The organism is Streptomyces sp. NBC_01320, from assembly GCF_035974375.1.
Lineage (GTDB): Bacteria > Actinomycetota > Actinomycetes > Streptomycetales > Streptomycetaceae > Streptomyces > Streptomyces yanii.
In genome coordinates, this window is record NZ_CP108390.1 from 8,618,266 (window position 1) to 8,643,650 (window position 25,385).

At 70.4% G+C, this 25,385-nt stretch carries 23 protein-coding genes; 17 read left to right on the top strand and 6 right to left on the bottom strand.

The genetic code is table 11. The features are described from left to right. Positions 1-543: 543 nt before the first annotated feature. Positions 544-1,008: a Rieske (2Fe-2S) protein gene (locus tag OG395_RS39210; RefSeq protein ID WP_327247154.1), complete on the bottom strand. Its 465-nt coding sequence runs from the start codon at positions 1,006-1,008 to the stop codon at positions 544-546. A 619-nt stretch (positions 1,009-1,627) separates the two neighbouring features. Here OG395_RS39210 and aroH point away from each other — a divergent pair. The 5 genes from aroH to der all read left to right on the top strand — a co-directional run bounded on the left by aroH (position 1,628) and on the right by der (position 6,137). Further along, a complete protein-coding gene (aroH, locus tag OG395_RS39220; RefSeq protein WP_266987286.1) occupies positions 1,628-1,990 on the top strand; it encodes a chorismate mutase in 363 nt (120 codons plus the stop codon). Further along, positions 1,987-3,072, top strand: coding sequence for a prephenate dehydrogenase (locus tag OG395_RS39225; protein ID WP_327247156.1), 1,086 nt, complete (start codon positions 1,987-1,989; stop codon positions 3,070-3,072). The genes aroH and OG395_RS39225 overlap by 4 nt, the downstream gene beginning before the upstream one ends. A gap of 158 nt (positions 3,073-3,230) precedes the next feature. Next, positions 3,231-3,947 (top strand): (d)CMP kinase, encoded by a 717-nt coding sequence (cmk, locus tag OG395_RS39230; protein ID WP_327247157.1) that lies wholly within the window; start codon positions 3,231-3,233, stop codon positions 3,945-3,947. Continuing rightward, on the top strand, positions 3,944-4,600 hold the full coding sequence (locus tag OG395_RS39235) for a lysophospholipid acyltransferase family protein (protein WP_327247158.1): 657 nt from the start codon (positions 3,944-3,946) through the stop codon (positions 4,598-4,600). Before cmk ends, OG395_RS39235 begins: the two co-directional genes overlap by 4 nt. Before the next feature lie 67 nt (positions 4,601-4,667). Then, a complete protein-coding gene (der, locus tag OG395_RS39240) occupies positions 4,668-6,137 on the top strand; it encodes a ribosome biogenesis GTPase Der (protein WP_327247159.1) in 1,470 nt (489 codons plus the stop codon). Positions 6,138-6,246: 109 nt separating this feature from the next. Here the strand turns inward: der and OG395_RS39245 are convergent, their stop codons facing one another. Then, positions 6,247-6,573, bottom strand: coding sequence for a hypothetical protein (locus tag OG395_RS39245; protein WP_327247160.1), 327 nt, complete (start codon positions 6,571-6,573; stop codon positions 6,247-6,249). Positions 6,574-6,710: 137 nt separating this feature from the next. Further along, entirely contained in the window at positions 6,711-7,493 is a 783-nt protein-coding gene (locus tag OG395_RS39250; RefSeq protein ID WP_327247161.1) for a hypothetical protein, read from the bottom strand. A gap of 355 nt (positions 7,494-7,848) precedes the next feature. Here OG395_RS39250 and OG395_RS39255 point away from each other — a divergent pair, with 355 nt between their 5' ends. The 4 genes from OG395_RS39255 (at position 7,849) to OG395_RS39270 (ending at position 11,678) form a co-directional block, all read left to right on the top strand. Then, a complete protein-coding gene (locus tag OG395_RS39255; protein WP_327247162.1) occupies positions 7,849-9,132 on the top strand; it encodes a glycosyltransferase in 1,284 nt (427 codons plus the stop codon). After that, on the top strand, positions 9,129-10,016 hold the full coding sequence (locus tag OG395_RS39260; protein ID WP_327247163.1) for a transferase: 888 nt from the start codon (positions 9,129-9,131) through the stop codon (positions 10,014-10,016). The genes OG395_RS39255 and OG395_RS39260 overlap by 4 nt, the downstream gene beginning before the upstream one ends. A 48-nt stretch (positions 10,017-10,064) precedes the next feature. Beyond that, positions 10,065-11,024 carry a helix-turn-helix transcriptional regulator gene (locus OG395_RS39265; RefSeq protein ID WP_327247164.1) on the top strand — a complete coding sequence of 320 codons (960 nt, stop codon included), beginning with the start codon at positions 10,065-10,067 and terminating at the stop codon, positions 11,022-11,024. 438 nt (positions 11,025-11,462) lie between these two features. Further along, positions 11,463-11,678, top strand: a complete 216-nt coding sequence (locus OG395_RS39270) for an I78 family peptidase inhibitor (RefSeq protein ID WP_327247165.1) — start codon at positions 11,463-11,465, stop codon at positions 11,676-11,678. 95 nt (positions 11,679-11,773) lie between these two features. Here the strand turns inward: OG395_RS39270 and OG395_RS39275 are convergent, their stop codons facing one another. Further along, positions 11,774-12,805 (bottom strand): phosphatase PAP2 family protein, encoded by a 1,032-nt coding sequence (locus OG395_RS39275; protein ID WP_327247166.1) that lies wholly within the window; start codon positions 12,803-12,805, stop codon positions 11,774-11,776. A gap of 487 nt (positions 12,806-13,292) precedes the next feature. Between OG395_RS39275 and OG395_RS39280 the strand changes: the two genes are divergently transcribed. Continuing rightward, a complete protein-coding gene (locus OG395_RS39280) occupies positions 13,293-15,017 on the top strand; it encodes an MFS transporter (protein ID WP_327247167.1) in 1,725 nt (574 codons plus the stop codon). Between the two features lie 73 nt (positions 15,018-15,090). Next, entirely contained in the window at positions 15,091-16,347 is a 1,257-nt protein-coding gene (locus OG395_RS39285) for an acyl-CoA dehydrogenase family protein (RefSeq protein WP_327247168.1), read from the top strand. A 41-nt stretch (positions 16,348-16,388) separates the two neighbouring features. On the opposite strand, the gene OG395_RS39290 is transcribed toward OG395_RS39285, so the two are convergent. Continuing rightward, a complete protein-coding gene (locus OG395_RS39290; protein ID WP_327247169.1) occupies positions 16,389-16,832 on the bottom strand; it encodes a cell division protein SepF in 444 nt (147 codons plus the stop codon). Positions 16,833-17,139: 307 nt separating this feature from the next. On the opposite strand from OG395_RS39290, the gene OG395_RS39295 reads away from it, so the two are divergent. Next, positions 17,140-18,357 carry a DUF5685 family protein gene (locus tag OG395_RS39295; protein WP_327247170.1) on the top strand — a complete coding sequence of 406 codons (1,218 nt, stop codon included), beginning with the start codon at positions 17,140-17,142 and terminating at the stop codon, positions 18,355-18,357. A gap of 33 nt (positions 18,358-18,390) precedes the next feature. On the opposite strand, the gene OG395_RS39300 is transcribed toward OG395_RS39295, so the two are convergent. Continuing rightward, entirely contained in the window at positions 18,391-19,335 is a 945-nt protein-coding gene (locus tag OG395_RS39300; RefSeq protein WP_327249602.1) for a transporter substrate-binding domain-containing protein, read from the bottom strand. 506 nt (positions 19,336-19,841) lie between these two features. Between OG395_RS39300 and OG395_RS39305 the strand changes: the two genes are divergently transcribed. The 5 genes from OG395_RS39305 (at position 19,842) to OG395_RS39325 (ending at position 25,384) form a co-directional block, all read left to right on the top strand. Continuing rightward, entirely contained in the window at positions 19,842-20,741 is a 900-nt protein-coding gene (locus tag OG395_RS39305) for an amino acid ABC transporter permease (protein WP_327247171.1), read from the top strand. Further along, positions 20,738-22,588, top strand: coding sequence for an FAD/NAD(P)-binding protein (locus tag OG395_RS39310; RefSeq protein WP_327247172.1), 1,851 nt, complete (start codon positions 20,738-20,740; stop codon positions 22,586-22,588). Before OG395_RS39305 ends, OG395_RS39310 begins: the two co-directional genes overlap by 4 nt. Positions 22,589-22,656: 68 nt before the next feature. Then, positions 22,657-23,574: an amino acid ABC transporter permease gene (locus OG395_RS39315; protein WP_327247173.1), complete on the top strand. Its 918-nt coding sequence runs from the start codon at positions 22,657-22,659 to the stop codon at positions 23,572-23,574. Positions 23,575-23,615: 41 nt separating this feature from the next. After that, on the top strand, positions 23,616-24,368 hold the full coding sequence (locus OG395_RS39320; protein WP_327249603.1) for an amino acid ABC transporter ATP-binding protein: 753 nt from the start codon (positions 23,616-23,618) through the stop codon (positions 24,366-24,368). 41 nt (positions 24,369-24,409) lie between these two features. Next, positions 24,410-25,384 carry an ABC transporter substrate-binding protein gene (locus tag OG395_RS39325; protein ID WP_327247174.1) on the top strand — a complete coding sequence of 325 codons (975 nt, stop codon included), beginning with the start codon at positions 24,410-24,412 and terminating at the stop codon, positions 25,382-25,384. Position 25,385 lies beyond the last annotated feature (1 nt).

Below are 25,385 nucleotides of genomic sequence, written 5' to 3' on the forward strand. Positions count from 1 at the left end.
TGCGTTGCGGGCGGGGAGGCGTGGTGTCGGCATCGGCCGCATGACGGTGATCCGAAAGGCCCGGCGCGCACCCCTCCGGCGAGCGCGACGACCCCACCTTTGTACCGAGGGACTTCGATCACCTGCCGTATCCGGCCCGCATGCGGGCCCTTGCTGAATCCGTCCGCTCCCTGGACTACGTCCCATACCGAACGGCGCGGGCCACGCTGGACGCCGGGGATGCCGATGAACGCAGGCTGGGGCTGTCGAACGGACCGCCGCCCGGCGGGCACCTCGGGCGGCGGTGTGCGGAGGTGCCACTCGCGGCGATCGGCGCCGTGGTGACGGCTGCGCGCCCATGGTGCGGCCACCGCGGAGTTCGCCGCCGTGCACCTCGTTGCCCGGGCGGGCGAGGACGCGCCCTGGGCTCAGCCGTGGCCCGCCGAACCGGCCGCGCCGCGCGGGCAGCGCGTACGCCGAGGCCGCGTTGCTCGCGGACGCCCGCGGACTTCCCTGACGTGACCGTCCCGGCGGGGGCTTCGGCTCGCGCCGGGACGGCCGGTGTCATACGAGCCGGATGGTGTCACCGGTGACGGTGATCCGTTCGGTGGGCAGCGGGTCCGGCGCGGGGCCGGCCATGACCGCCGCGTCCGTGATGCGGTACTTGCTGCCGTGGCAGGGGCAGTTGATGGTGCCGTCACTGACCGATTCGACGGTGCACCCCGCATGGGTGCAGATGGCCGAGAATCCCTTGAACTCGCCCTCCTTGGGCTGGGTCACCACGACCTTCTGCTCCTGGAAGACCGTGCCGCCGCCGACGGGGATGTCCGAGGTCTTGGCGAGAACCGTGCCGCTCGCGTTGGAACCTTTCGGCGCCGTGGTGCTTGCCGTGGTACTCGGGGTGACGCCCGGTGAGGTCTTCGGTGCGGATGCCGTGCTGCCTTCGTCTCCGGACGAGCCGCAAGCGGTCACCAGCCCGGCGGCGCCCGCCGCGGCTGCCGTGAGGACCGTCCTTCGTCGTGCATCCATGGCTTGCTCCCTCTGTGGTGGCCGCGACCGGGTGAGCCGTCTGCTCCCGGCATGGGCATCGTGACCCCGCGGACGCCGAGGGCCTAGCAACCTGGCGGCAGACTCGCCCGAGTGGCAGAAGCACCGTTCTGGCCGCCATTGTCGATATTCCCTCCCTCTTCCGAAGTGCAGAACCATGGCAGGAGGGACCCAGCAGCTTGCTGGGTGGCGGGAGCCGGAGCGGGGGTGCCGACGGGCGCCGGGAACATCCTCGGAGCGCTGCTGGGCGCGCTGGGCGATGACAAGGGCGACGCGGGCGGTGGCAACGCACGCGAGGCCTGATCAGGATGCTCACCAGGTCCGGCCTCCTCGACCAGGCCCAGTCCTGGGTCGCCACCGGTGAGAATCAGCCGGTGAGCGGCGCCCGGATCGCGCCGGTACCACCGGATGTGGACGCTGCTCGCCACCGCCGCGTCCCGATGACCGCCGTGTCTCACGGACAGAGCACCTCGTTCGTCTGCCGCCCGGCCCCTCTAGGCTGAAAACGCGCAGGTCGGCACCGAGCGGGCGCGACAACCATGCAGCGGCACGAAGAACAACGGCACGAAGAACAACGGCACGAAGAAGTGAGGAGTCAGACGTGGCGGTACGAGCGGTCCGTGGAGCTGTCCAGCTGGACCGGGACGAGGCCGGACACATGGACGAGCGGGTCAGCGGCCTGCTCACCGCCATCCTGGAGCGCAACAGCCTCGTCGCGGACGACCTGATCAGCATCTGGTTCACGGCCACCCCCGATCTGCACAGCGACTTCCCGGCCGCCGCCGCACGCGGCATCGGCATCGTCGACGTACCGCTGATCTGCGCCCAGGAGCTGGACGTCGAAGGGGCGATGCCCCGCGTGGTGCGCATCCTGGCCCATGTCGAGACGTACCTCTCCAAGTCCGAGATCGCGCACGTCTACCTCGGCGCCACCGCCTCCCTCCGCAAGGACATCGCCCAGTGAGAACCGCCGTCGTCATCGGAACCGGCCTGGTCGGCACCTCCGCAGCCCTCGCCCTCGCCGGGCGCGGCGTCCACGTCCACCTCCTCGACCACGACCCGGCGTCCGCCCGCACCGCGGCCGCGCTCGGCGCCGGTACGGACGAGGCGCCCGAGGGCCGCGTCGACCTGGCGGTCATCGCCGTACCGCCCGCCCATGTGGCCTCGGTGCTCGCCACCGCCATGCGGGACGGCATCGCCCGCGGATACCTCGACGTCGCCAGCGTCAAGGGCGGCCCCCGCCGCGAGCTGGAAGCCCTCGGCGTCGACCTCACGCCGTACATCGGGACGCACCCGATGGCCGGCAAGGAGCGTTCGGGCCCCCTCGCCGCCACCGCCGACCTCTTCGAGGGTCGCCCCTGGGTCCTCACCCCGACCCGCGACACCGACACCGAGGTCCTCAACCTCGCCCTGGAACTGGTCGCGCTCTGCCGCGCCGTTCCGGTCGTCATGGACGCCGACGCCCACGACCGGGCGGTCGCCCTCGTCTCCCACACCCCGCAGTTGATCTCGTCGATGGTCGCCGCCCGCCTGGAGGAGGCCGACGAGACGGCCGTACGCCTCTGCGGCCAGGGCATCAGGGACGTCACCCGGATCGCCGCCTCCGACCCCCGGATGTGGGTGGAGATCCTCTCCGCCAACCCCGGACCGGTCGCCGATGTGCTCGCCGGGGTCGCCGCCGATCTCGACGAGACGGTACGGGCCCTGCGCAGCCTCCAGACCGGCGACCAGGACAAGCGCCGCGAGGGCACCGACTCCATCGAGGACGTGCTGCGGCGCGGCAACGCGGGCCGCGTCAGGGTGCCCGGGAAGCACGGGGCAGCCCCCGCGTCGTACGAGATCGTGGCCGTGCTCATCAGCGACCGGCCGGGCGAACTGGCCAGGATCTTCGCGGACGCGGGCGGGGCCGGGATCAACGTCGAGGACGTCCGCATCGAGCACGCCACCGGGCAGCAGGCGGGTCTGGTGCAGCTGATGGTCGAGCCGAGTGCGGCCCCCGCACTGGCCGCGGCGCTGCGCGAGCGGGGCTGGTCGATTCGCCAGTAGGCGGCGTCCCGCGCGTCACGGCCGGACACCCCCGGGTCCGCGGTGGCCAGGTCCGGGGGCAGTTGTCCACAGGGTGCAAAGGCCCGTCCAGACACTCGGTAACCTTGAGCGGGGCGGGTTCGCGCGTCCCCGTCCCGCCCACCCCGAGTACCAGGAAGGTGTCCACCACCGTGGAAACCGCAAGCGCCGCCGCCCGGACGGCCCCGGCCGCAGTGATCGTTGCCATAGACGGCCCGTCCGGCACCGGTAAGTCGAGCACGTCGAAGGCCGTCGCCGCCCAGCTCGGCCTGAGCTACCTGGACACCGGCGCCCAGTACCGGGCAATCACCTGGTGGATGCTGAACAACGGCATCGACGTGCAGAACGCCGCGGAGGTCGCGACTGCCGCGGACAAGCCGGTCATCGTCTCGGGCACGGACCCGGCCGCCCCGACGATCACGGTCGACGGCGAGGACGCCGCGGGCCCGATCCGTACGCCGGAGGTCACCTCCAGGGTCAGCGCCGTCAGCGCGGTCCCCGAGGTGCGGGCCCGGATCACCGAGCTGCAGCGGTCCATCGCCGCGGGCGCGGAGGTCGGCATCGTCGTCGAGGGCCGTGACATCGGCACGACCGTGCTGCCCGACGCCGATCTCAAGATCTTCCTGACCGCCTCCCCGGAGGCCCGCGCGGCCCGCCGCAGCGGAGAGCTCAAGGGCTCCGATCTCGCCACCACCAAGGAGGCGCTGATCAAGCGGGACACTGCGGACTCCAGCCGGAAGACCTCGCCGCTCGCCAAGGCGGACGACGCGGTCGAGGTGGACACCACCGAGCTGACCCTGCAGCAGGTCATCGAGTGCGTCGTCACCCTCGTCGAGGAGAAGCGGGCCGCGAAGTGACCCCTGCCACGGGCACGCCCACGCTGCGTGGAGCGGCGGTCGGGCGCGGGATCGGCATCGGGCTGATGTACGGGCTGTGGAAGCCCCGCGTCCTCGGTGCGTGGCGGGTACCCGCCTCCGGACCCGTCATACTCGCGGTGAACCACTCCCACAACATCGACGGGCCGATGCTGATGGGCACCGCGCCCCGGCCCGTGCACTTCCTGATCAAGAAAGAGGCGTTCGTCGGCCCCCTCGACCCGTTCCTGCGCGGAATCGGTCAGCTGAAGGTGGACCGTACGAGCGCCGACCGCACCGCCATCACGCACGCCCTCGGCGTCCTGCAGAACGGCGGGGTGCTGGGGATCTTTCCCGAGGGCACCAGGGGTGAAGGAGACTTCGCCTCGCTGCGCGCCGGACTCGCGTACTTCGCGGTACGCAGCGGGGCGCCGATCGTCCCCGTGGCCGTCCTGGGAAGCACCGAGCGCCGCGGGCGGTTGATATCGGCACTGCCGCCGTTGCGCAGCCGGGTCGATGTCGTCTTCGGCGACGCCTTCGAAACCGGTGACGGGAGTGGCCGGCGCACCCGGAAGGCGCTGGACGAGGCGACGGTACGGATCCAGGAGCGGTTGACCTCGCACCTGGACAGGGCCAGGCGCTTCACCGGGCGCTAAGTAAGACTTGAGTAGTGGGCCGCGTGATCGTGGTCCATCGATGATGATGCAAAGAGGAACGGACTTCATGAACGACCAGATTCACTCCGGCGGCTCGGACCACGAGCACGGAGCGCTTGGCGACGCCGAGTACGCGGAGTTCATGGAGCTCGCCGCGCAGGAGGGTTTCGACGTCGAGGACGTCGAGGGCGCGATCGACGAGGCCGGTCACGGACCGCTGCCCGTCCTCGCGGTCGTCGGCCGCCCCAATGTCGGCAAGTCGACCCTGGTGAACCGGATCATCGGCCGCCGCGAGGCGGTCGTCGAGGACAAGCCCGGAGTCACCCGGGACCGGGTCACCTACGAGGCCGAATGGGCCGGCCGCCGCTTCAAGGTGGTCGACACCGGCGGCTGGGAGCAGGACGTGCTGGGCATCGACGCCTCCGTCGCCGCCCAGGCCGAGTACGCGATCGAGGCGTCCGACGCGGTCGTCTTCGTCGTCGACTCGACCGTCGGCGCGACCGACACCGACGAGGCCGTCGTCAAGCTGCTGCGCCGGGCCGGGAAGCCTGTCGTCCTGTGCGCCAACAAGGTCGACGGCCAGAGCGGCGAGGCAGACGCCACCGCGCTGTGGTCGCTCGGTCTCGGTGAGCCGCACCCGGTCTCCTCGCTGCACGGCCGCGGCACCGGCGATCTGCTCGACGCCGTCCTCGAAGCACTGCCCGAGGCTCCGGCCCAGCGCTTCGGCACCGCCCTCGGCGGACCGCGCCGCATCGCTCTCATCGGCCGTCCGAACGTCGGCAAGTCCTCGCTGCTGAACAAGGTGGCTAACGAGGACCGGGTCGTCGTCAACGAAATGGCCGGCACCACCCGTGACCCGGTCGACGAGCTGATCGAGCTCGGCGGCATCACCTGGAAGTTCATCGACACGGCAGGCATCCGTCGCCGGGTCCACCTCCAGGAGGGCGCGGACTACTACGCCTCGCTGCGCACCGCGGCCGCCGTCGAGAAGGCCGAGGTCGCCGTCGTCCTGATCGACGCCAGCGAGTCCATCAGTGTGCAGGACCAGCGCATCATCACCATGGCCGTGGAGGCCGGGCGAGCGATGGTGATCGCGTACAACAAGTGGGACACCCTCGACGAGGAGCGCCGCTACTACCTGGAGCGCGAGATCGAGACGGAGCTCGCGCAGGTCGCGTGGGCACCGCGGGTCAATGTCTCGGCCGTCACCGGCCGGCACATGGAGAAGCTGGTCCCGGCGATCGAGACCGCGCTCGAAGGCTGGGAGACGCGTGTTCCCACCGGCCGGCTGAACGCCTTCCTCGGCGAGATCGTCGCCGCCCACCCGCACCCGGTCCGTGGCGGAAAGCAGCCCCGCATCCTCTTCGGCACCCAGGCCGGCACCAAGCCGCCGCGCTTCGTGCTCTTCGCCTCCGGCTTCCTGGAGCACGGTTACCGCCGCTTCGTCGAGCGTCGACTGCGCGAGGAGTTCGGCTTCGACGGCACCCCGATCCACATCTCGGTGCGGGTCCGCGAGAAGCGCGGCCGCAAGAAGTGACGCCCGGCCGGCCCGCTGACTGACCGGTCGGCCGACTGTCTGTCCGTGCCGGACATGACGAAGCCCCACACCGTTCCTGTTGCGAGCGGTGTGGGGCTTCGTCGTACGGTCAGGCTCCCCCGGAGCCCGGTGGCAGCGCCGCCGGGGCGGTGCGCCCGGCGTGACGGCCGACCCGCTGCCAGGAGCCGAGGTTTCCGGTGCGCGCGCCCTGACCGGGGGGGCCGGTGGCGCCGCCGGAGTGGCTCGCATGGCCGGAGTGGAGGCTCAGCGGGGTGCGGGCGCCGAACGGACCCGTACCGAAGGCCATGAAGGCCAGATCTTCCTCGCCGCTCCGATCACCTGGCAGCGCCCGGAACGACCGGCGGTACTCGGAGTACAACGCGTCGTAGATCGGGGTGTGGGACTGGCCGCCCGATGGCTCCCGCGACGGGCGCATGGCAGGGATCGGGCTCGGGCGCTGGTGGGAGGGGTCGTATGAGTGCACGTACGTGCCAACGACCCCACCGGCCGTCGGATGCGGGCCCGGCGAAGAAATAGCTGTTCGTTGCGGGTGCGAGGAGCGTACGGACATGATCAGGTCCCGGCCAGCGGCATCGCCGCCGCGACCAGGAGACCGCCGGCCGCGGCCTTCTCCAGTGCGTCGCGCAGCAGGTCCTCGCGGGGCTGCTGGCCGATCGATCCGGCCGGGGCGGCGAAGACGAGAACGGTCTGCGATTTGTTCGCCGCGGTCCGCCAGCCCTCGGTGACCTGCAGGGGGGCGTGCGCCTGCCACCAGGCGACGGGGGCGCCGCCACCCGTGCCCGGCTGCAGCACGGCGTGCAGCTGGCCCATGGCGAGCAGGATCGACCAGCCGTGCAGCAGGGCGGGCAGCCGGTCCATCCGGTGGACCGGCTGGAAGCCCTGCTCCAGCAGGAGCTGCAGGAACTCGTCGCCGCGGCTGCCGTCCGTACCGGGGCGGGCGATCGCGCCTGTCGGTTCGACGACCAGCGCCGGGTGGAGCTCGTCGTCGATCAGGACGAGACCGCTGGTGATGCCGAGGACGGCCTGGCCGGGCATGAGCCCCTCCGGGCCCTCCGGCTCGCTGCCGGTGATGCTGCGCACGGCGCCCTGCAGCTGCTCCTCGGAGACCTGGACGACCTGGGAGGGGATGCAGGTCGCGTGCGCGAAGGCGAGCACGGCGGTCTCGTCGCCGACGAACAGCACCGTGCTGGTGCGCTCCTGCTCGGAATCGCCAGGGGTGCGGCAGGAGGTGCAGTCGTAGCTGCCTGGGGCGTTGTCGCCGACGAGCAACCGATCGGCTTCGGCATCGCCGATCTCGGCGCGTACGTCCTCGCTGACGTCGAGCATGCGCGGCACGGGTGGCTCCTCGAACTCGGTACGTGCGCCGGGCGGTTCCCGGCTCATGAAGAGACAACGGGCGATTCGTGGCCGGGGTCACGCGCGAAAGGGAACGGAATCGAACCGTCCGGCGCAGCGGGTGAATCGGAGCCCCGAAGGGTTTGCTTTCGGTCAATCCCGGCTGATCGGTGGCACATGGGTCTGCCTGGCCCGACGGGTGACCGGTTCGACGGCAGGTCGACAAGTCATGAAATCGGGGAACGTGGAAGTGGCTGAAACTTGTCGATACCTTGAGTAAACCGGCGATCGGTTCTCATCGTCATGACAGGTGGAGCCCGCAGCAGATCGGTCGAACCGGGGGACACGGCGAGTCATGCACATTTCGTTTCTGCTCCACAACGCCTACGGGGTCGGGGGCACCATCCGCACGACGTTCAACCTCGCCGGGCAACTGGCCGAGCACCATGACATCGAGATCGTGTCGGTCTTCCGGCACCGCGACGCCCCCGCGCTGGGCGCCCCCGCCGGCGTACGGATGAGTCACCTCGTCGACCTGCGGAAGAAGAGCCCGACGTACGACGGCGACGCGATCGAGCACACCAGGCCCGCCGCCGTCTTCACCCGCGGCGACAGCCGGTACCGGCAGTACAGCCGGCTCACCGACGCACGGGTGGCGGACCATCTGCGCTCCCTGGAGGCGGATGTCGTCGTCGGCACCCGCCCCGGGCTCAATGTCCAGATCACCCGGCAGGCCCGACGCGGTCCGGTCCGGATCGGGCAGGAGCACCTCACCCTCGACAGCCACAGCTACCGGCTGCGCCGTGAGATCGGCCACCGCTACACGCTGCTCGACGCGATCACGACCGTCACCGAGGCCGACGCACACGCCTACCGGACCGGGCTGCGGCTGCCCGGCGTACGTATCGAGTCCATCCCCAACGGGGTGCCCGAGCCCGTGGTCGCACCCGCCGACTGCGACAGCAAGTGGGTGATCGCCGCGGGGCGGCTGCACAAGGTGAAGCGGTACGACGTGCTGGTCCGCGCGTTCGCCGACGTGGTGGCCGTCCGCCCCGACTGGCGTCTTCGCATCTACGGCGGCGGCGACGCGACCGGCGACGAACGGCAGGCACTGCACACGCTCATCGGTCAACTGGGCCTGCACAACCATGTGTTCCTGATGGGCTCGGTCAACCCGCTGGAGGCCGAGTGGCCCAAGGGGGCGATCGCCGCTGTCACCTCGGACCGGGAATCCTTCGGCATGACGATCGTCGAGGCGATGCGCTGCGGCCTGCCGGTCGTCGCCACCGACTGCCCGCACGGCCCCCGCGAGATCATCGACGACGGCACCGACGGAAGGCTGGTGCCCGTCGGGGACGCGGCCGCGGTCGCGGACGCCGTGCTCGGCCTGATCGACGACGACGGAACACGGCACCGGATGGGACGGGCCGCCCGCGCCGCATCGCGACGGTTCGACCCTGCGCTGATCGCCGAACGCCACGAAGGGCTCTACACCGAACTCATCGGGCGCGGCGGGCGCCACCACTCGCACAGCGCCCTGCGCGCGGGCGTGCACAGGGTCCGCGGCGCGGCGCTGGACGGCATGTACGCGCTGCGCCACAAGGCCGGCGATGCCCTCCGCAAGGGGAGGGCCGCGTGACTGTGTCCGCGCTGCGGCCGACACCGCCCACCGAATCCGCTGCCGGCCGCGTCGCCGACTGCATCGCCGACGCCGACGGCCGGATCACCTTCGATCTCCTCCAGGACCGCCGGGAGGGAGGGACACCGGGGGCCGTCCTGCTCCTGCGCCTGCGCGGTACGAAGGGGAGACGCGACCGGGCGGTGGAGGAGGTGCGGCTGCCCCTGAGCCCGGACGGTGACGGGCGGCTGCGCGCCGTGCTGCCGGGCACGACGGAGCTTGCCGAGGGCCGCTGGGACGCTTGGGTGCAGCAGCCGGGCACGGACGGCGAGACGGCTGTCGAACCCGGCATCAGGGATCTGAGGGCCCTGGTCGACCGCACGCCCGACCCCGGCGGCACAGTCGGCGGGGTCGTGGTCCGCATCCCGTACCCGACCGCCGACGGCCGGCTCGCCGTGCGCTGCTGGGTTCGCGCGCCGCACGCGGAGGCCGGGCCGATCACCTTCGGTCCGGCCGCGATGACCGTCGACGGGACGCTGTACGGGGCGGAGCTCGGCGACGACGCGTGCGTGGAGGCGCGGCCGGCCGGCCATCCCGAGCGGAGCTGCCGGGCGCCCGTGACCGGCAGGGACGGGAGTTTCACCTTCAGCCTCCCGTACGACCTGCCGACCACCGGACCGGTGACCGCGCCGCAGCTGTGGGAACTGTGGCTGCTCCCCGGCGGGCCGAGCGGGAGCGGTACAGGCGGGATCCGGATCTCGCGCATCCTCGACGACATCTGGGACCGCAAGAAGATCTTCGTCTACCCGCCTCGAGCCACCGCGGGGGACGTCCTCGCCGCCCCCTGCTACTCGGCCGACAACGACCTCTGCCTACGGCTGGAACCGGCCCGACGGCACGACTGACGCGGGTCGAGGACAGCAGCTGTCCTCGACCGCTGGCAGACTCGCCCCATGTTGGAGACCTCGGCACGACTGCTGCGCCTGCTCTCACTCCTGCAGGCCCACCGGGACTGGTCCGGAGCCGATCTCGCCGAGCGGCTCGGCGTCACCCCCCGGACCGTCCGGCGGGACGTCGACAAACTGCGCGAGCTCGGCTATCCGGTCAACGCCAGCCCCGGCACCGGCGGCGGCTATCAGCTCGGCGCGGGGGCCGAGCTGCCGCCGTTGCTCCTCGACGACGAGGAAGCGGTCGCGGTGGCGGTCGGGCTGCGTACCGCGGCCGGTCACGGCGTCGAGGGCATCGGGGAGACCTCCGTACGCGCACTCGCCAAACTCGAGCAGGTCCTGCCGAACCGGCTCCGCCGTCGGGTCGGCGCCCTGAGCGCGTTCACCGTGCCCATGATGCGCGGACCCGGCGCCTCCACCGTCGACCCGGGCGTCCTCACCGAGCTGGCCGGGGCCTGTCGGGACAGCGAGCGTCTGCGCTTCGCGTATCGGTCACACGGCGGCTCCGTATCGCGCCGGACCGTCGAACCGCACCGGCTGGTGTGCACCGAGCGCCGCTGGTACCTGGTCGCCTGGGACCTGGAGCGCGCGGACTGGCGCACCTTCCGGGTGGACCGGATCACCCCCACGCCGCCGCACGGTCCCCGCTTCGTTCCGCGCCGCCCGCCCGCCGAGGACCTGGCCGCCTATGTCTCGGAGGGCGTCTCCACCACTGCGTACGCGACGCATGCGGTGATCCGGCTGAAGGTGCCGGTCGAACTGGCCGCCGAGCGCATCTCGCCGTCCTCCGGAGTGCTGGAGGCGATCGACGCGGACAGCTGCCTGCTGCGCACCGGTGCGGCGAGCCTCGACGTCCTGGTGATCCACGTGATGGTCATGGGCTTCGACTTCGAGGTTGTCGAACCGCAGGAGCTCACCGGAGCCATCAGGGCGGCCCGGGACCGGCTCTCCCGGGCACTCGGCTGAAGGCAGCCGCGATCTTTCGACCGACCGCTCGCCCGGTGTGTCCGGCCGGTCAGGGCGGGCTTGTGTCCGGTATACGAGCGGATGCGGGCGGCGGTCCCGGCCCGATGGTGTGGATATCCCGACCAGAAGATAAGGCTGCCATAAGGAAGCATGAATTCTCGGTGGCGGGTCCGTTTTGAAATGCCTTACGGGAAGGAAATTCCGACCATCGGGTATGTCATATTTCCGCGGGTTTTCCGAGCCGTTTGGTGATCGTTTATAAGTGCGCGTGATTACTGTGCGTCGGGCTGAGAACCGTACGTTCGAGTGAAGCAGTTCGAGGGAAACGGCTGTCGTGATCCTGTGACACAAGCGTGACCGGTGGCGTACGTGAGGATGTGGTGCCGGGTGCCTCCGCCCGGCTTCCGTACCTGCCCGGGGCCGCCTACGGTGAGTGGCATGGCACCTATCCCGGCCCCTCCCGCCCAGCCCGATGACACGCCCGGCGCGTATGTCGGCCTCGCCGCAGAAGCCGCCGAGCGGAGGGCCCGTGCCCGCGGCTGGCGCACTGTCAGGGCTCTGCCGCCGGGGGCGATCATCACCATGGAGTACCGGGCCGGGCGGATCAACTTCGAGGTCGACAACGCCGTGGTGACCCGCTGCTGGGTCGGCTGAGACCTCCGCCATGAGCAAGGCCCCGACCGAGGTCGGGGCCTTGACTGTGCGGGGGGAGGCTGTGCGTACCCTCCCCGCATGGGGGTGCAGTCCCGTCAGCCGCCGGCCACCGGGCGGGCCGGACTCGTGCCGCCTCGCGGGGATCGGTCCGCGTGCGGCGGGCGCCGACTGCCGGCCGGGGTGACCGGCGTCCGCTCCGAGCGCACCACGTGTGGCGTGTGGGCCCGCTGCCGGGTCCCCGCCGCCGGAGCGGCAGGTGCCGAGGCGGCCGGGCGACCGCCTGTGGCGATCGGTTCGAGCACCGGGCTCCCGCCCGCGCCGTCACCACTTTCCGGTTGCGGCAGCAGCACGGCCTGGGGCGCACCGGCCGCGACGGGCACCGGGGGAGCGGTCCGGCGGCGCGCACGCAACTGCTCGCGCACCGCGAAGATCCAGTCCTCGGTACGGGTGATCAACGGCTCGACCCACGGCAGGCCCAGCAGGATCAGCAGCCCCGCGGCCCAGCCGAGCAGCACATCGCTCAGCCAGTGCGTACCGAGATAGACGGTCGTGAGCCCGACCCCGAGCGAGACCACCGCCGATACGGCCGACAGGTAGCGCCTGGCCCGCGGCGTAGTGGCCAGGTAGGCGAGGATTCCCCAGGTCACCACGGCGTTGGCGGTGTGTCCGGACGGAAATATATCGCCGCCGGCGAAGAGCTCCGCGGATCCGATCTGGGTCGCGTAGTGCGGGCCGAGCCGGCCCAGGCCGAGCTTGACGGCGCCCACGGTCAGGTTGAGCAGCAGCAGCGAGGCGCCCAGGGTCAGCAGGGGGCGCAGGGTGTGCTGCCGCCAGGAGCGCCAGCCGAGCCAGCAGGCGACCATCACAGCCGTCGGGCCTCGCTGGCCGAGCACGACGTAGTAGTCGAGGAAGGCATGGATTCCGGGCCACTGCTGGTAGGGCCGGAAGAGCATGACCTTCCAGTCCAGGGTCACCAGCCAGGAGCCGATCAGCACGGCAACGACGATGGCGAGATAGAACGCCAACGTCCCGCCGAAGAGAGCGATGCGGTGACGGCTCATCCGCGGTGGCTCTATCTTCGGCGGTTCCGGCTCCCGGTCCAGCCGGGCAAAGATGTCGGTACGCACCCAATCGACGTTACAGCGAGTGAGTGCCTGATCCGGTCGTTCGGGCCGCTTTGTGATGACGATGTGATGTGGACTATGTCTCAGTCCGGCCAATATTTCGGACCCGTCGGTGAATCCCGGTGGCCTCGTGCTCCATTTCTTCCGCGCTTATTTCGGAAGAGTGTTTGAGTATCTCCGAATGAATGGCGAGCAGTGCAGGTATCCATTTCTCCGGCCGTGACGGGCGGGTGGACGGACGGTGCCCGGCCGGTCACGGAACGGTCACACGCGACGTCGGGGCCGGTCCGGCGCGTAGCCGGCAAGGGGTCCGGCGTGGTGTACGCCACACCTCGCGACCTGCCGGGGTATGAGATCGACCACGTGTGGCCATGTCGAACTCGCGTACGCTGACGGATCACTCGCCCGTCGATGCCGGGCCTGGAGGGGCAGTGCACGCTGCTTCCCCGGTTGGCCTGCCGAGCGCGAGGGACCTTTGGGAGGTAGATGCATGTCCGGGACGACCACAGCCCGATTCCGGCTGCGCGCAGCCGCCGACGGTGCCAATCGATGGGTCGTCCTGGTCGTCCTCTGCCTCAGTCTGTTGCTCGTGGCGCTCGACGCGACGGTGCTCCACGTCGCCGTACCCGCCGTCACCGAGGATCTGCGGCCCAGCGCCGTCGGTCTGCTGTGGATCGTGGACGCCTATCCACTGGTCTGCGCCTCGCTGCTGATCCTCTTCGGCACCCTCGGTGACCGGGTCGGCCGCCGCCGCATCCTGCTGCTCGGCTACGCGCTCTTCGGCGTAGCCTCCGCGATCGCCGCGATGGCGGACAGTCCCGGCGTACTGATAGCGGCGCGCGCCCTGCTGGGCGTCGGCGGCGCGATGATCATGCCCGCGACGCTCTCCATCCTCCGCCAGGTCTTCCCCGACCGGCGTGAGCGAGCCGTCGCCATCGGGGTGTGGACCGCGGTCGCCGCCGTCGGCGCGGCCACCGGACCGGTCATCGGCGGCTTCCTCGTGGAGCACTTCTGGTGGGGCTCGGTCTTTCTGATCAACATCCCGCTGATGGCGCTGATCCTGCCGGTCGGCCGGCTGCTGCTGCCCGAATCGCGGGGCAGCGACGACGGCCCCTGGGATGTGCTCGGCGCGCTGATGGCCGCGGCCGGAGTGCTCGGGGTGGTCCTCGGTGTGAAGCGCGCGGGCACCGGTGAGGGCGTGTTCGGCCCCGCCACCCTCGTACCGCTGCTGCTCGGGGCGGCGCTGCTCGTCGCGTTCGTCCGTCGGCAGAAACGCCGTACGCATCCACTGATCGACATCGCGATGTTCGCTCGGCCCGCGTTCTCCACCGCGGTCGGCTGCATCGTCCTCGCCATGCTGGCCCTGGTCGGTCTGGAACTGATCGCCGTCCAGTATCTGCAGCTGGTCCTGGGCCTCAGCCCGCTGGAGACCGGCCTGCGGCTGCTGCCACTCACCTTCGCCGCGATGGCCGCGGGTGCGACCGGCTCGTACACCCTGCGCCGGGTCGGACCGCGCCGGATGGTCGGCTGGGGCTTCGTGCTCACCGCCGCCTCGGTGCTGATCCTGACCCTGATGGGGCAGCACGACCGGCCCGCCCTGCTGACCGTGGCGTTCGTCGTGCTCGGCTTCGGGCTCCAGTCCACGCTCTTCGGGGCGTACGAATCGATGCTCAGCGAGGCCCCGGCCGACCGGGCTGGTGGCGCGGCGGCCATCGGCGAAACCTCGTACCAGCTGGGTGCGGGCATGGGGATCGCCCTGCTGGGCAGCGTCATGAACGCCGCCTACACGCCCGGGCTGGCCAAGCTCTCCGGAGCGGGGGTCCCCGCCGAGGCGTCCGCCGCCGCCTCCCACTCACTGGGCGAGGCCTATCAGGTCGCCTCGCGGCTGGGCGGTCCGCTGGGCGGGGTGCTGCGGAGCACGGCCCGGCATGCCTTCATCAACGGGCTGCATGTCACGCTGATGGTCAGCGCGGGTCTGCTGCTGCTGGGCGCGCTCGCCGCGCTGCGACTGCCGCGGGTGATGGAGTGCCCGCCGGTGGAGATCTGCGAACCCCGCGAAGCCGCCGACGCGACCGTGGCCGTGGAGTCGCGAGGGCCCCGAGCGTTCCCCGCTCCCCAGGGCGCCCCGGTCCAGAGCCTGCCGAAAGGGCCCCTTTCGGTGTCCGCCCGGCGGCAACCCGCCGAGGCCACCGGCTCTGGACGCGCGGCACACTGAGCCGTAACGTCAGCACGACGCCATAACTAACACTGCTAGTTTTAGTATCGTGCGAGCCGCCGGAGGCACCCTCATGTCCACCCCATCTCCCGCGAAGCCGTCGAAGCTCCCGCCCTTCGACCCCGGCGACCCGATCGGCATCGACGATCTGCTCGGCCCCGAGGACCTCGCGATCCGCTCCACCGTCCGTGCCTGGGCCGCCGACCGGATCCTGCCGCACATTGCCGAGTGGTACGAGAACGGCGAGCTGCCCGGCATCCGTGAGCTCGCCCGCGAACTCGGCTCGATCGGCGCCCTCGGCATGTCCCTGCAGGGATACGGCTGCGCGGGCGCCACCGCCGTCCAGTACGGACTGGCCTGCCTGGAGCTCGAAGCGGCGGACTCCGGGATCCGCTCGCTCGTCTCCGTGCAGGGCTCCCTCGCCATGTACGCCATTCACCGCTTCGGCTCCGAGGAGCAGAAGCAGCAGTGGTTGCCGGGCATGGCGGCCGGCGAGATCATCGGCTGCTTCGGACTCACCGAGCCGGATCACGGCTCCGACCCGGCCGCGATGCGGATGCACGCCAAGCGCGTCGGAGGGGGCACCTCCCGCTCGGACGGAGCCGGGAGCGGGGGAGACTGGGTGCTCAACGGCCGCAAGATGTGGATCACCAACGGCTCGGTGGCCGGGGTCGCCGTCGTCTGGGCGCAGACCGACGAGGGCAGCGGCGGCAGCGGCATCCGCGGCTTCGTCGTGCCGACGGACACCCCCGGCTTCTCCGCGCCCGAGATCAAGCACAAGTGGTCGCTGCGTGCCTCGGTCACCAGCGAGCTGGTCCTCGACGAGGTACGGCTGCCCGCCGACGCCGTACTCCCCGGGGTCACCGGCCTGCGGGGACCGCTCAGCTGTCTCGGTCATGCCCGCTACGGCATCGTCTGGGGGGCCATGGGCGCGGCGCGGTCCAGCTTCGAGGCGGCGGTCGACTACGCGAAGACCCGGGAACAGTTCGGCAAGCCGATCGGTGGTTTCCAGCTCACTCAGGCCAAACTCGCGGACATGGCCGTCGAACTGCACAAGGGCATCCTGCTCGCCCACCATCTGGGCCGTCGACTGGACGCGGGCAGGCTCCGCCCGGAACAGGTCAGTTTCGGAAAGCTCAACAATGTGCGGGAGGCCATCGAGATCTGCCGCACCTCGCGCACGATCCTCGGCGCCAACGGGATCTCGCTCGAATACCCGGTGATGCGGCATGCGACGAATCTGGAGTCGGTGCTCACGTACGAGGGCACCGTGGAGATGCACCAGCTGGTGCTGGGCAAGGCGCTCACCGGCCTGGACGCATTCCGGTAGAACGGGGGACGCCGGCCGGACCGATCCGGCGAGCGCCCTGCTCAGCTCTGGTTGAAGAAGCCGTCGGCCGGCCGGCCGACGGCTTCGCCGTTGAGCACCCGGGTGTCGGCCGGGGTCAGCAGGAAGACCCGGGTGGCCACGCGGTCGATCGAACCGCGCAGTCCGAAGATCAGCCCCGCGGCGAAGTCCACGACACGCTTCGCGTCGGCAGGGTCCATGGCCGTGAGGTTGATGATCACCGGGACGCCGTCCCGGAAGAGCTCGCCGATGGCGCGCGCGTCCCGGAAGCTGTCCGGGGTGACCGTGGCGATCCGGCGGCCCGTCTCCTCGGCAGCCTCGGAGACCACCTGCACCCGTGGGTCGGTCACCCAGGCATTGCCGGTCCCGGTCCTTGCACCCTCGGCGTACTCGTCGTCGTCGTAGTAACGCTCGTCGTTGTCCTCTACGAGGCCCAGCCAGGCACTCGCCTTGCGCACCGATCCCATGGACGCCTCCTCTCACCGCGGTTCCTTGGTGTTCCGCATCTCTTTCGTATCCCTATGGTCGGCCATGATGCGGATCGTGCGCCAAGTGGATAGTCGGCGCGTAGGCGATTCGTGACGTTACTGGTGCAGAAGATGTGGCGATTCGTCAAGGTTCCTCCCGTATCGGACCCCTGGGGAAAGAAAATATGATGCTCCGGCCCGTACGGGTGACATGGGGGACGTACGGGTGAACGGGTCACTCGATACGATGCCCGTCGCGCACCCGCACGAGCGCTGCGCATGGCTGAACGGCTCTCGGGGGATTGTCGTGTTCGGAATAGTCAGGCCCTGCACCCATCGGTTGTCCGAGGGGCTCAGGACCGCGTGGATGGCCCATCTCTGCGGGCTCTGTCTCGCACTTCGCTCGGACCACGGTCAGTTCGCCCGGATCGTCACGAACTACGACGGCCTGATCGTCTCGGTCCTGACGGAGGCTCAGGCGGAGCGCGCCACGGGCCGGTGGCGCACCGCGGGTCCCTGCCCGCTGCGCGCCATGCGGACCGCGCCGGTCGCCCGCGGCGAAGGGGCCAGGCTCGCCGCCGCCGTCTCGCTGGTGCTTGCCTCGGCAAAGGTGCGGGACCACGTCGCCGACCGGGACGGGCTGTTGAAGCGCCGCCCGGTCGCCGCAGCCGCCCGCCGGGTCGCCGCGGGCTGGGACAGGGCCGGGGCGCGCACCGGTGCACAGTTGGGCTTCGACACCGCGGTCCTCGTCGACGCTGTCGACCGGCAGACCGGCATCGAGCGACTCGCGGGGCCGGGCACCCCGCTGCTGACGGTCACCGAGCCCACCGAGACGGCCACCGCGGCGGCCTTCGCCCACACCGCCGTACTCGCGGGCAAGCCGCAGAACGCTCCACCGCTCGCCGAGGCCGGGCGGCTCTTCGGGCGGCTGGCCCATCTGCTGGATGCCGTGGAGGACCAGGAAGCTGACGCGGTGTCGGGCGCCTGGAACCCGCTCACCGCCACCGGTACCTCGCGCGCCGAGGCCCGGCGGCTGTGCGACGACGCTCTGCGCGGCGTACGGCTGGCGCTGCGCGACGTCGAATTCACCGACGACAAGCTGGCGCATGTGCTGCTCGTGCATGAACTGCGCCGGTCGGTGGACCGCGCGTTCGCCACGGAGACATGCTCCCACCAGGCGGATGCGCACCGGGCCGGTGGACACGGCGTCACCGGGGCCTTCGGGCCGCCGCCCGGCAATCCGTACGCACCGAACGCCCCCGGCAGCCCGTTCGGCCCGCCGTCACCCCCGCCGGAGCCGCCGCGCGACCGGCGCGGGCTGATCGCGGGATGTCTGGTGTGGGCGGGACTCGCCTGCACCTGCCAGATGTGCTGCGGGACCTTCGAGGGCCCGTGGAGCCGGCAGCGCCGCGAGGGTCTGTGCAGCCAATGCGACTGCTGCGATGCCTGCGACTGCTGCAGCAACTGCGCTGACTGCTGCAGCAACTGCGACTGCTGCGACTGCGACTGCGGGTGCGACTGCTGAGCCACGCTTCGGGCGCGGCTCAGCAGCCCCGGGTCACTTGATCTCGGGCGGCGAGATCTGCGAGGTCTCGATCGCCGACGCGCCGATGCCCCACTTCTTCAGGATGCGGTCGTACGTCCCGTCCGCCTTGAGCCCGTTGACCGCTGCCTGAAAAGCGGGCGCCAGAGGAGTGCCCTTCTTGAACGCGAAGCCGACGTCGAGCCGCTTGAACTCGTTGAGGAAGCGCACACCCTCCTGCTGGCCCACCGCGTAGCGCAACCCGTTGATGGTCGACATCACCACGTCGCTGCGACCCTGCTGGAGCGAGGCCCAGATGGCGCCCGGATCGGAGTAGGTCTTCACGTCGTACGGCCTCTTGTCCGCGTCGGCGCACCGGTGTCTGTTCTCCTCCAGCGTCACTTCGAACGTGGTGCCCGCGGCGGTGCCCACGGTCAGGCCGCAGAGCTGGGTGAGATCGGTGACCTTCGTCAGCTTGCTGTCGTCGCGGACCGCGAAGCCCTGCCCGTCATTGAGGTACGTGACGAAGTCGATCGTCCTGCGCCGCTCGTCGGTGACCCCGAAGTTCCCGGTCCCCAGGTTGTACTTCCCGCTGTCCAGAGCGGGCAGGATCGCCTCGAAGGCGGCTGTCTCGCGCTTCAGCCTGAGCCCCAGCGCCCTGGCAGCGGCGTCCGCGATGTCGATGTCGGTACCGGCCACGGTCTTCCCGTCCGGCAGATAGGTGGCGCCCGGCGGCGAGCCGACGCTGGAGGCGATGGTCAGTGTGCCGGAGGCGCGGACGCCGGCGGGGAGCAGTGCTGCCGCGGCCTGGTTCCTCCTCACCGAGGACACGACGTCCTGCGTGGGGATCTTCCCCTTGGCGGCGGCGGTCCCGACCGCGCCGGCCGGTGCGGCCGCCGGGTCGCCCGACCCGCACGCGGTGAGAGCAAGGGCGGCGACGGTGATCAGCGCGAAGGCAGCGGTGTGCCGGGTACGGGGCATGAGGTTCTCCGGGTCGTCGACCGTGAACAGGCTGTCGGGCAGCGCGAAAGCACACGCCACGGCAGCACGGCCACGGGCGGGGCGAAGGAAGAGCGGATGGCGTTCGGAACAGCGAACGGCGAAAGGCGATCAGGCGAGGGGAGGGTGCAGCGATGTTGTGTACGCGAAGACACGCAGGGAACAGTGCTCAGGCGCCGGACAGGGCGCGAGGCACGGAAGCGAGGAACCGCAGGGGGTCAGCTCAACAGGAAGAGGACCACACGCGACCGAAGTCGATGTGGGAGCGCTTGACCAGCCACTGCTGCGAATGCATGGCCCCAGTGGAACAGGCGATCCGTGGTCCGTCAACCGAGGTGAGACGTACGGCTCACAGTGTGGACAAGCTTGACAGCGCGTCATGAACAGCGCTTATCTCAGAGACGGATCGCGCTGAGGGGCCCGGTCCGCGTTGTGTTGTGCGTGAAGGCACGTCCCGTGTTCGATCTCTGTATCCACGGAGCCTTCGCATGTCTGCGCAGACAGATGCATTCCCTCAACCACGTCCGGCCCCGCTCCCGAAGGACCCGGTCCCGCTGTCGAAGGGCAGCGAAACGGTCCATGATGCCGAACAGCTGCGGATCGTCCCGGTTCGCCGAACAGGCCAGTGGACGGCGGCCGTTGCGGTCCTGGTGCTTCTTGCCCTGGCGCTGAGCTCCGTCATCCGCAACGACGCCTTCCAGTGGGATGTCGTCGGCGACTACTTCACCACCGCATCGGTCCTGCGCGGTCTCGGCCTCACCCTCTGGCTGACGGCGCTCGTCATGGTGCTCGGCTTCGCCCTCGGGACACTGCTGGCCGTACTCAGGCTCTCCACCAACCGTGTTCTCCAGGCGGTCAGTTGGGGCTACGTATGGCTTTTCAGATCCACCCCGATCCTGGTCCAGCTGCTCTTCTGGTTCAACATCGGAGCGCTCTACCCACAGATCCTCGGCATCCGTACGGTCAACCTCCTCGGACCCGTCACGGTCGCCGTCATCGGGCTCACCCTCCATGAGGCCGCCTACGCGGCGGAGGTCGTCCGCGGCGGCATCCTCTCCGTCGAGCGCGGGCAGATCGAGGCTGCCCAGTCGCTGGGTCTCGGTGCCTGGCGTCGGTTGCGCAGGATCGTGCTGCCGCAGGCGATGCGTTCCATCGTCCCGCCCGCCGGGAACATGCTGATCGGCACCCTCAAGGGCACCTCGATCGTCAGCGTCATCGCCGTGCAGGACCTCCTGTACTCGGTGCAGCTCGTGTACCACCGCACCTACCAGGTCATTCCGTTGCTGCTGGTCGCCACCCTCTGGTACGTGGCCGTCACCTCGCTGCTCGGCATCGGCCAGCACTACATCGAACGGCACTACGCGCGCGGCACGGCGGGTGCCCGATGAGCGAGCGGCCCACCCTCGTGGTCGTCGGCGCCGGACCGCGCGGCACCGGCCTCATCGAGCGCATCGCCGCCAACGCCCCCGAGCTGTACGAGGGCCGGCGGCTCGACATTCATCTCGTCGACCCGCACCCGCCCGGCGGCGGCCGGATCTGGCGGCGCGACCAGTCCCCGCTGCTGTGGATGAACTCCATGGCCGAGGACGTCACCATGTTCACCGACGACACGGTCCAGCAGGAGGGACCGATACGGCCGGGGCCCGCACTGCACGCCTGGGCGGCGGACGTCCGCGAAGGGCGGGTCACCGTCCGGACGGAACCCGAACTCCTCGCCGAAATACGGGCATTGGATGGCCAGAGCTTCCCCAGCAGGCGGCTGCAGAGCGCCTATCTGGGCTGGGTGTACGAGCAGGCGGTGTCCACGCTCCCGCAGGGCATCACCGTGCACGAGCACCGCGGCCGCGCCCTGCGCGTCACCGGTCCGCGTGGCGGCCGGCAGCGCGTCTGGCTGCAGGGGCGCGACGAACCGCTGACGGCCGACCTCGTCGTGCTCACCATCGGCCACCTCGATGCCGAACCGGCCCCCGAGCACGTCGAACTTGCGGAGTTCGCGGAGCGGCACGGGCTCGTCCACCTGCCGCCCGACTTCACCGCCGACAGTGATCTCTCGGTCCTGCAAGCGGGCGAACCGGTCATCGTCCGGGGCTTCGGGCTCGCTTTCATCGATCTGATGGTGCTCCTCACCGAGGGGCGCGGCGGACGGTACGAGAACGGCGCGTACCTGCCCTCGGGCAAGGAACCCGTGCTGTACGTCGGCTCGCGGCGCGGAGTCCCGTACCACTCGAAGATCGGCTACGGCTGGCAGGGTGAACGTCCGCCGCTGCCGCGCTTCCTCGGCCCGGCCTGGACCGAGGAGCTGCTGAGCCGGTCCGAGCCGCTCGACTTCCGGCGCGATGTATGGCCACTTGTCGACAAAGAGCTCGGGTATGCCCACTACCACCGGCTCTTCACCGCCCATGCCGAGCGTACGACGGTCGACTGGCCGGTCTTCGAGGAGAAGTACGCGGCCGCCGACCCGGGCAGCCCCGAACTGCACGCCCTCATAGCCGCTGCGGTTCCCGACCCCGCCGACCGGCTCGACCTCGACGCGCTCGACCGCCCCCTGGACAAAGTGCGCTACCCGTCGTACGACGCACTCCAGCAAGGACTGCGCGACTACATCACCGCCGACCTCGACCGCCGCCACGACCCCGCCCACAGCGAGGACCTCGCCGTTTTCCTCGGGCTGCTGACCGCCTACGGGCAGTTGATGCGGCTCGGCGACATCGGCAGCTGGTGGCACGGCTTCTTCAGCTACCTCGCATCCGGCCCGCCGGGCCCCCGGCTGCACCAGCTCCTCGCCCTCTCCCGGGCCGGTGTCGTCCGCTTCCTCGGCGCCGGAACGACCGTCGACGCGGACGAGGAGCGGGGCATCTTCCGGGCCGGCAGCGCCACCGTGCCGGGGGAGTGGATCGAGGCCCGCGCACTCGTCGAGGCCCGGCTGCCGGAGCCGTCCCTGGAACGCACCCGCAGCCCGATCCTTCAGGCGCTGTACGAGGACGGGGCTGCCGCCACCGCCACCGGACTGCTCTCCGTCCACCCCGACGACGGCCGGATCCTGGGCCGCGACGGACGCCCCCACCCCCGCCGCTTCGCCCTCGGTCCTCACACCACCGCACGGGCGAGCGGCGCCTTCACCCGGCCGCGCACCGGCGGCCCGGCGTTCCGGCAGAACGACGCCACCGCCCGCACGGCGCTCACGTTCCTCCGCGACCTGCTCTGTAGCGGCGGCAGCGATCGCCTCAGCGCCTGACCCCGACGCCCTCCCGGCCTCGTACCTCCGTACTCCGTAGCTCCATCGCCCGCAGCCCAAGGACTCCCATGTCGCTCACCAGCGATCCACCTCTCGACCGGCCGACCGGTCCGCACGCCGATACCGGAACCGGTACCGATACGGATGGCGGCGTCGACCACGGTGCGCTCACCGTCGTCCCCGTACGCCACCCCTGGCGCTGGGTCGCCGTCGCCGCCACCGCCGTCCTGCTCGCCCAGTTCCTGCACGGCCTGGTCACCAACCCCGGCTGGGAGTGGGACGTCTTCGCCCGCTTCTTCACCGCCGAGACCATCCTCAAGGCCGTCGGGGTCACCCTCCAACTGACCTTCTACGGAACGGTTCTCGGCTTCGCGCTCGGCATCGTGCTCGCCTTCATGCGCCTGTCGGCCAGCTCGTTCCTCAGCGCGGTCGCCTATGCGTACATCTGGGCGTTCCGCTCCATCCCGCTCATCGTTCAGCTGCTCTTCTGGTTCAACCTCGCCTATCTCTACAAGGAGTTGCAGTTCGGCATCCCCTTCGGGCCCGGCTTCTTCTCCTTCGACACGATGAACCTCGTCGGCGCGATGAGCGCGGCCGTCCTCGGACTCGCCCTGCATCAAGCCGCTTACGCGGCGGAGATCGTCCGCGGCGGTGTACTCGCTGTGGACAGCGGCCAGTTGGAGGCGGCGGCAGCCCTCGGGATCCCGCGGTACCGGCAGCTGTGGCGGATCGTGCTGCCGCAGGCGATGCGTTCCATCCTGCCGAACGCTGCCAACGAGATCATCTCGCTCTTCAAAGGCACCTCGATCGTCTCGGTGATGGCGATCGGCGAGCTCTTCTACCAGGTCCAGGTCGTCTACGGGCGCAACGGCAGGGTCGTGCCCCTGCTCATGGTCGCCACCGTCTGGTACATCCTCCTGACCACCGCGCTCTCCGTCCTCCAGCACTACGTCGAACGTCACTACGCCAAGGGGGCCGCGCGATGAGCAGCACCACCAAGGACACCACCACCGATGCCCCGGACGTCATGGTCGAGATCCGCGCCGTGCACAAGAGCTTCGGCACCCTCGAAGTCCTGCGCGGCATCGACCTGTCCGTACGCGCCGGAGAAGTGACCGTGGTCCTCGGCCCGTCCGGCTCCGGCAAGTCCACGCTGCTGCGCACCATCAACCACCTGGAGAAGGTCGACCACGGCTGGATCAGCGTCGACGGCACCCTTGTCGGTTACCGCAGGGACGGCAACAAGCTGTACGAGCTCCGCGAGCGCGAGGTCCTGCGCCAGCGCACCCGGATCGGCTTCGTCTTCCAGAACTTCAACCTCTTCCCGCACCTCACGGTCCTGGAGAACATCATCGAGGCGCCGGTCTCCGCACTGCGACGCCCCCGCAAGGACGCCGTCGCCGCCGCCGAGAAGCTCCTCGCCAGGGTCGGGCTCGCCGACAAGGCGGGGGCGTACCCCAAGCAGCTCTCCGGCGGGCAGCAGCAGCGGGTCGCCATCGCCCGCGCGCTGGCCCTGGAACCGAAGCTGCTGCTCTTCGACGAGCCGACCTCGGCGCTCGACCCCGAACTGGTCGGCGAAGTCCTCGATGTCATCAAGGACTTGGCGCGCGGCGGCACCACGATGATCGTCGTCACGCACGAGATCGGCTTCGCCCGTGAGGTCGCCGACACCGTCGTCTTCATGGACGAGGGCCGGATCGTCGAGCAGGGCGCCCCCGCCGACGTACTCGACCGCCCGGACAACCCGCGCACCCGCGCCTTCCTCTCCAAGGTCCTGTGACCTCCATGTCCTCTCCCGCCCTTCCTCCAAGGAGTACGCACGTGTCCGTCCGCCGCACCCTCGCCGCCGCGCTCGCCACCCTCACCGCCGCGGGGCTGCTCACCGCCTGCGGTACCAGCGACGCCGCCACCGACGAGATCAAGCCGAAGGGGCAGGAGGGCACCGGCATCAACATCGGGCCCGACCAGCACCGGATCAGAGGCAGGAAGGTCGACGCCGTCGCGGCGAAGGTGCCGAAGGCCGTCCGTGAACGCGGCACGCTGCGGCTGGGCGCGAGCGCCGACGCGTCCCCGCCGCTCGGCTTCTACGCCACGGACGACAGGACCCGGATCGGCTCCGAGATCGACATAGCGACCCTGATCGCCGACACGCTCGGGCTGAAGCCGCGGTTCGAGCAGGTCTCCTGGGAGAACCTCTTCGTCGGCCTCGACAGCTCCAAGTTCGACGGTGTCCTGTCGAACGTCACGGTCACCGAGGAGCGCAAGGAGAAGTACGACTTCGCGACCTACCGCCTCGACAACATCGCCTTCGAGGCGAAGAAGGGCTCCGGCTGGAAGGTGAAGGGCCCGAAGGACGTGGCGGGGAAGACCATCGCCGTCTCCTCCGGCACCAACCAGGAGAAGATCCTCGTCGACTGGAGCGAACAGAACGAGAAGGCCGGGCGCAAGCCCGTCGACATCAAGTACTTCCAGAAGGACACCGACTACTACCTGGCGCTCCAGTCCGGCCGGATCGACGCCTACCTCGGCCCCAGCCCGTCCGCCAACTACCACGTCGCGTCCGCCGGTCAGTCCGAGATCGTCGGCACGCTGTCGGGCGGCGGCGACGGGGTCCAGGGGAAGATCGCCGCCACCACGAAGAAGGGCAGCGGACTGGTCGAGGCGTACGCGGCCGCCATCGACCACATCATCGAGGACGGCTCGTACGCCAGGGTGCTGAAGCGCTGGGGGCTCTCCAACGAGGCCGTCGAGAAGTCCGAGATCAACCCGCCCGGCCTTCCCAAGCCCAAGAACTGAG

Excerpts from the sequence above, each read along its gene's own strand:
- OG395_RS39210 (WP_327247154.1), bottom strand. The coding sequence starts at position 1,008 with ATGGATGCACGACGAAGGACGGTCCTCACGGCAGCCGCGGCGGGCGCC.
- der (WP_327247159.1), top strand. The coding sequence starts at position 4,668 with ATGAACGACCAGATTCACTCCGGCGGCTCGGACCACGAGCACGGAGCG.
- OG395_RS39245 (WP_327247160.1), bottom strand. The coding sequence starts at position 6,573 with ATGCGCCCGTCGCGGGAGCCATCGGGCGGCCAGTCCCACACCCCGATC.
- OG395_RS39255 (WP_327247162.1), top strand. The coding sequence starts at position 7,849 with ATGCACATTTCGTTTCTGCTCCACAACGCCTACGGGGTCGGGGGCACC.
- OG395_RS39265 (WP_327247164.1), top strand. The coding sequence starts at position 10,065 with ATGTTGGAGACCTCGGCACGACTGCTGCGCCTGCTCTCACTCCTGCAG.
- OG395_RS39270 (WP_327247165.1), top strand. The coding sequence starts at position 11,463 with ATGGCACCTATCCCGGCCCCTCCCGCCCAGCCCGATGACACGCCCGGC.
- OG395_RS39280 (WP_327247167.1), top strand. The coding sequence starts at position 13,293 with ATGTCCGGGACGACCACAGCCCGATTCCGGCTGCGCGCAGCCGCCGAC.
- OG395_RS39285 (WP_327247168.1), top strand. The coding sequence starts at position 15,091 with ATGTCCACCCCATCTCCCGCGAAGCCGTCGAAGCTCCCGCCCTTCGAC.
- OG395_RS39290 (WP_327247169.1), bottom strand. The coding sequence starts at position 16,832 with ATGGGATCGGTGCGCAAGGCGAGTGCCTGGCTGGGCCTCGTAGAGGAC.
- OG395_RS39300 (WP_327249602.1), bottom strand. The coding sequence starts at position 19,335 with ATGCCCCGTACCCGGCACACCGCTGCCTTCGCGCTGATCACCGTCGCC.
- OG395_RS39305 (WP_327247171.1), top strand. The coding sequence starts at position 19,842 with ATGTCTGCGCAGACAGATGCATTCCCTCAACCACGTCCGGCCCCGCTC.
- OG395_RS39310 (WP_327247172.1), top strand. The coding sequence starts at position 20,738 with ATGAGCGAGCGGCCCACCCTCGTGGTCGTCGGCGCCGGACCGCGCGGC.
- OG395_RS39315 (WP_327247173.1), top strand. The coding sequence starts at position 22,657 with ATGTCGCTCACCAGCGATCCACCTCTCGACCGGCCGACCGGTCCGCAC.
- OG395_RS39320 (WP_327249603.1), top strand. The coding sequence starts at position 23,616 with ATGGTCGAGATCCGCGCCGTGCACAAGAGCTTCGGCACCCTCGAAGTC.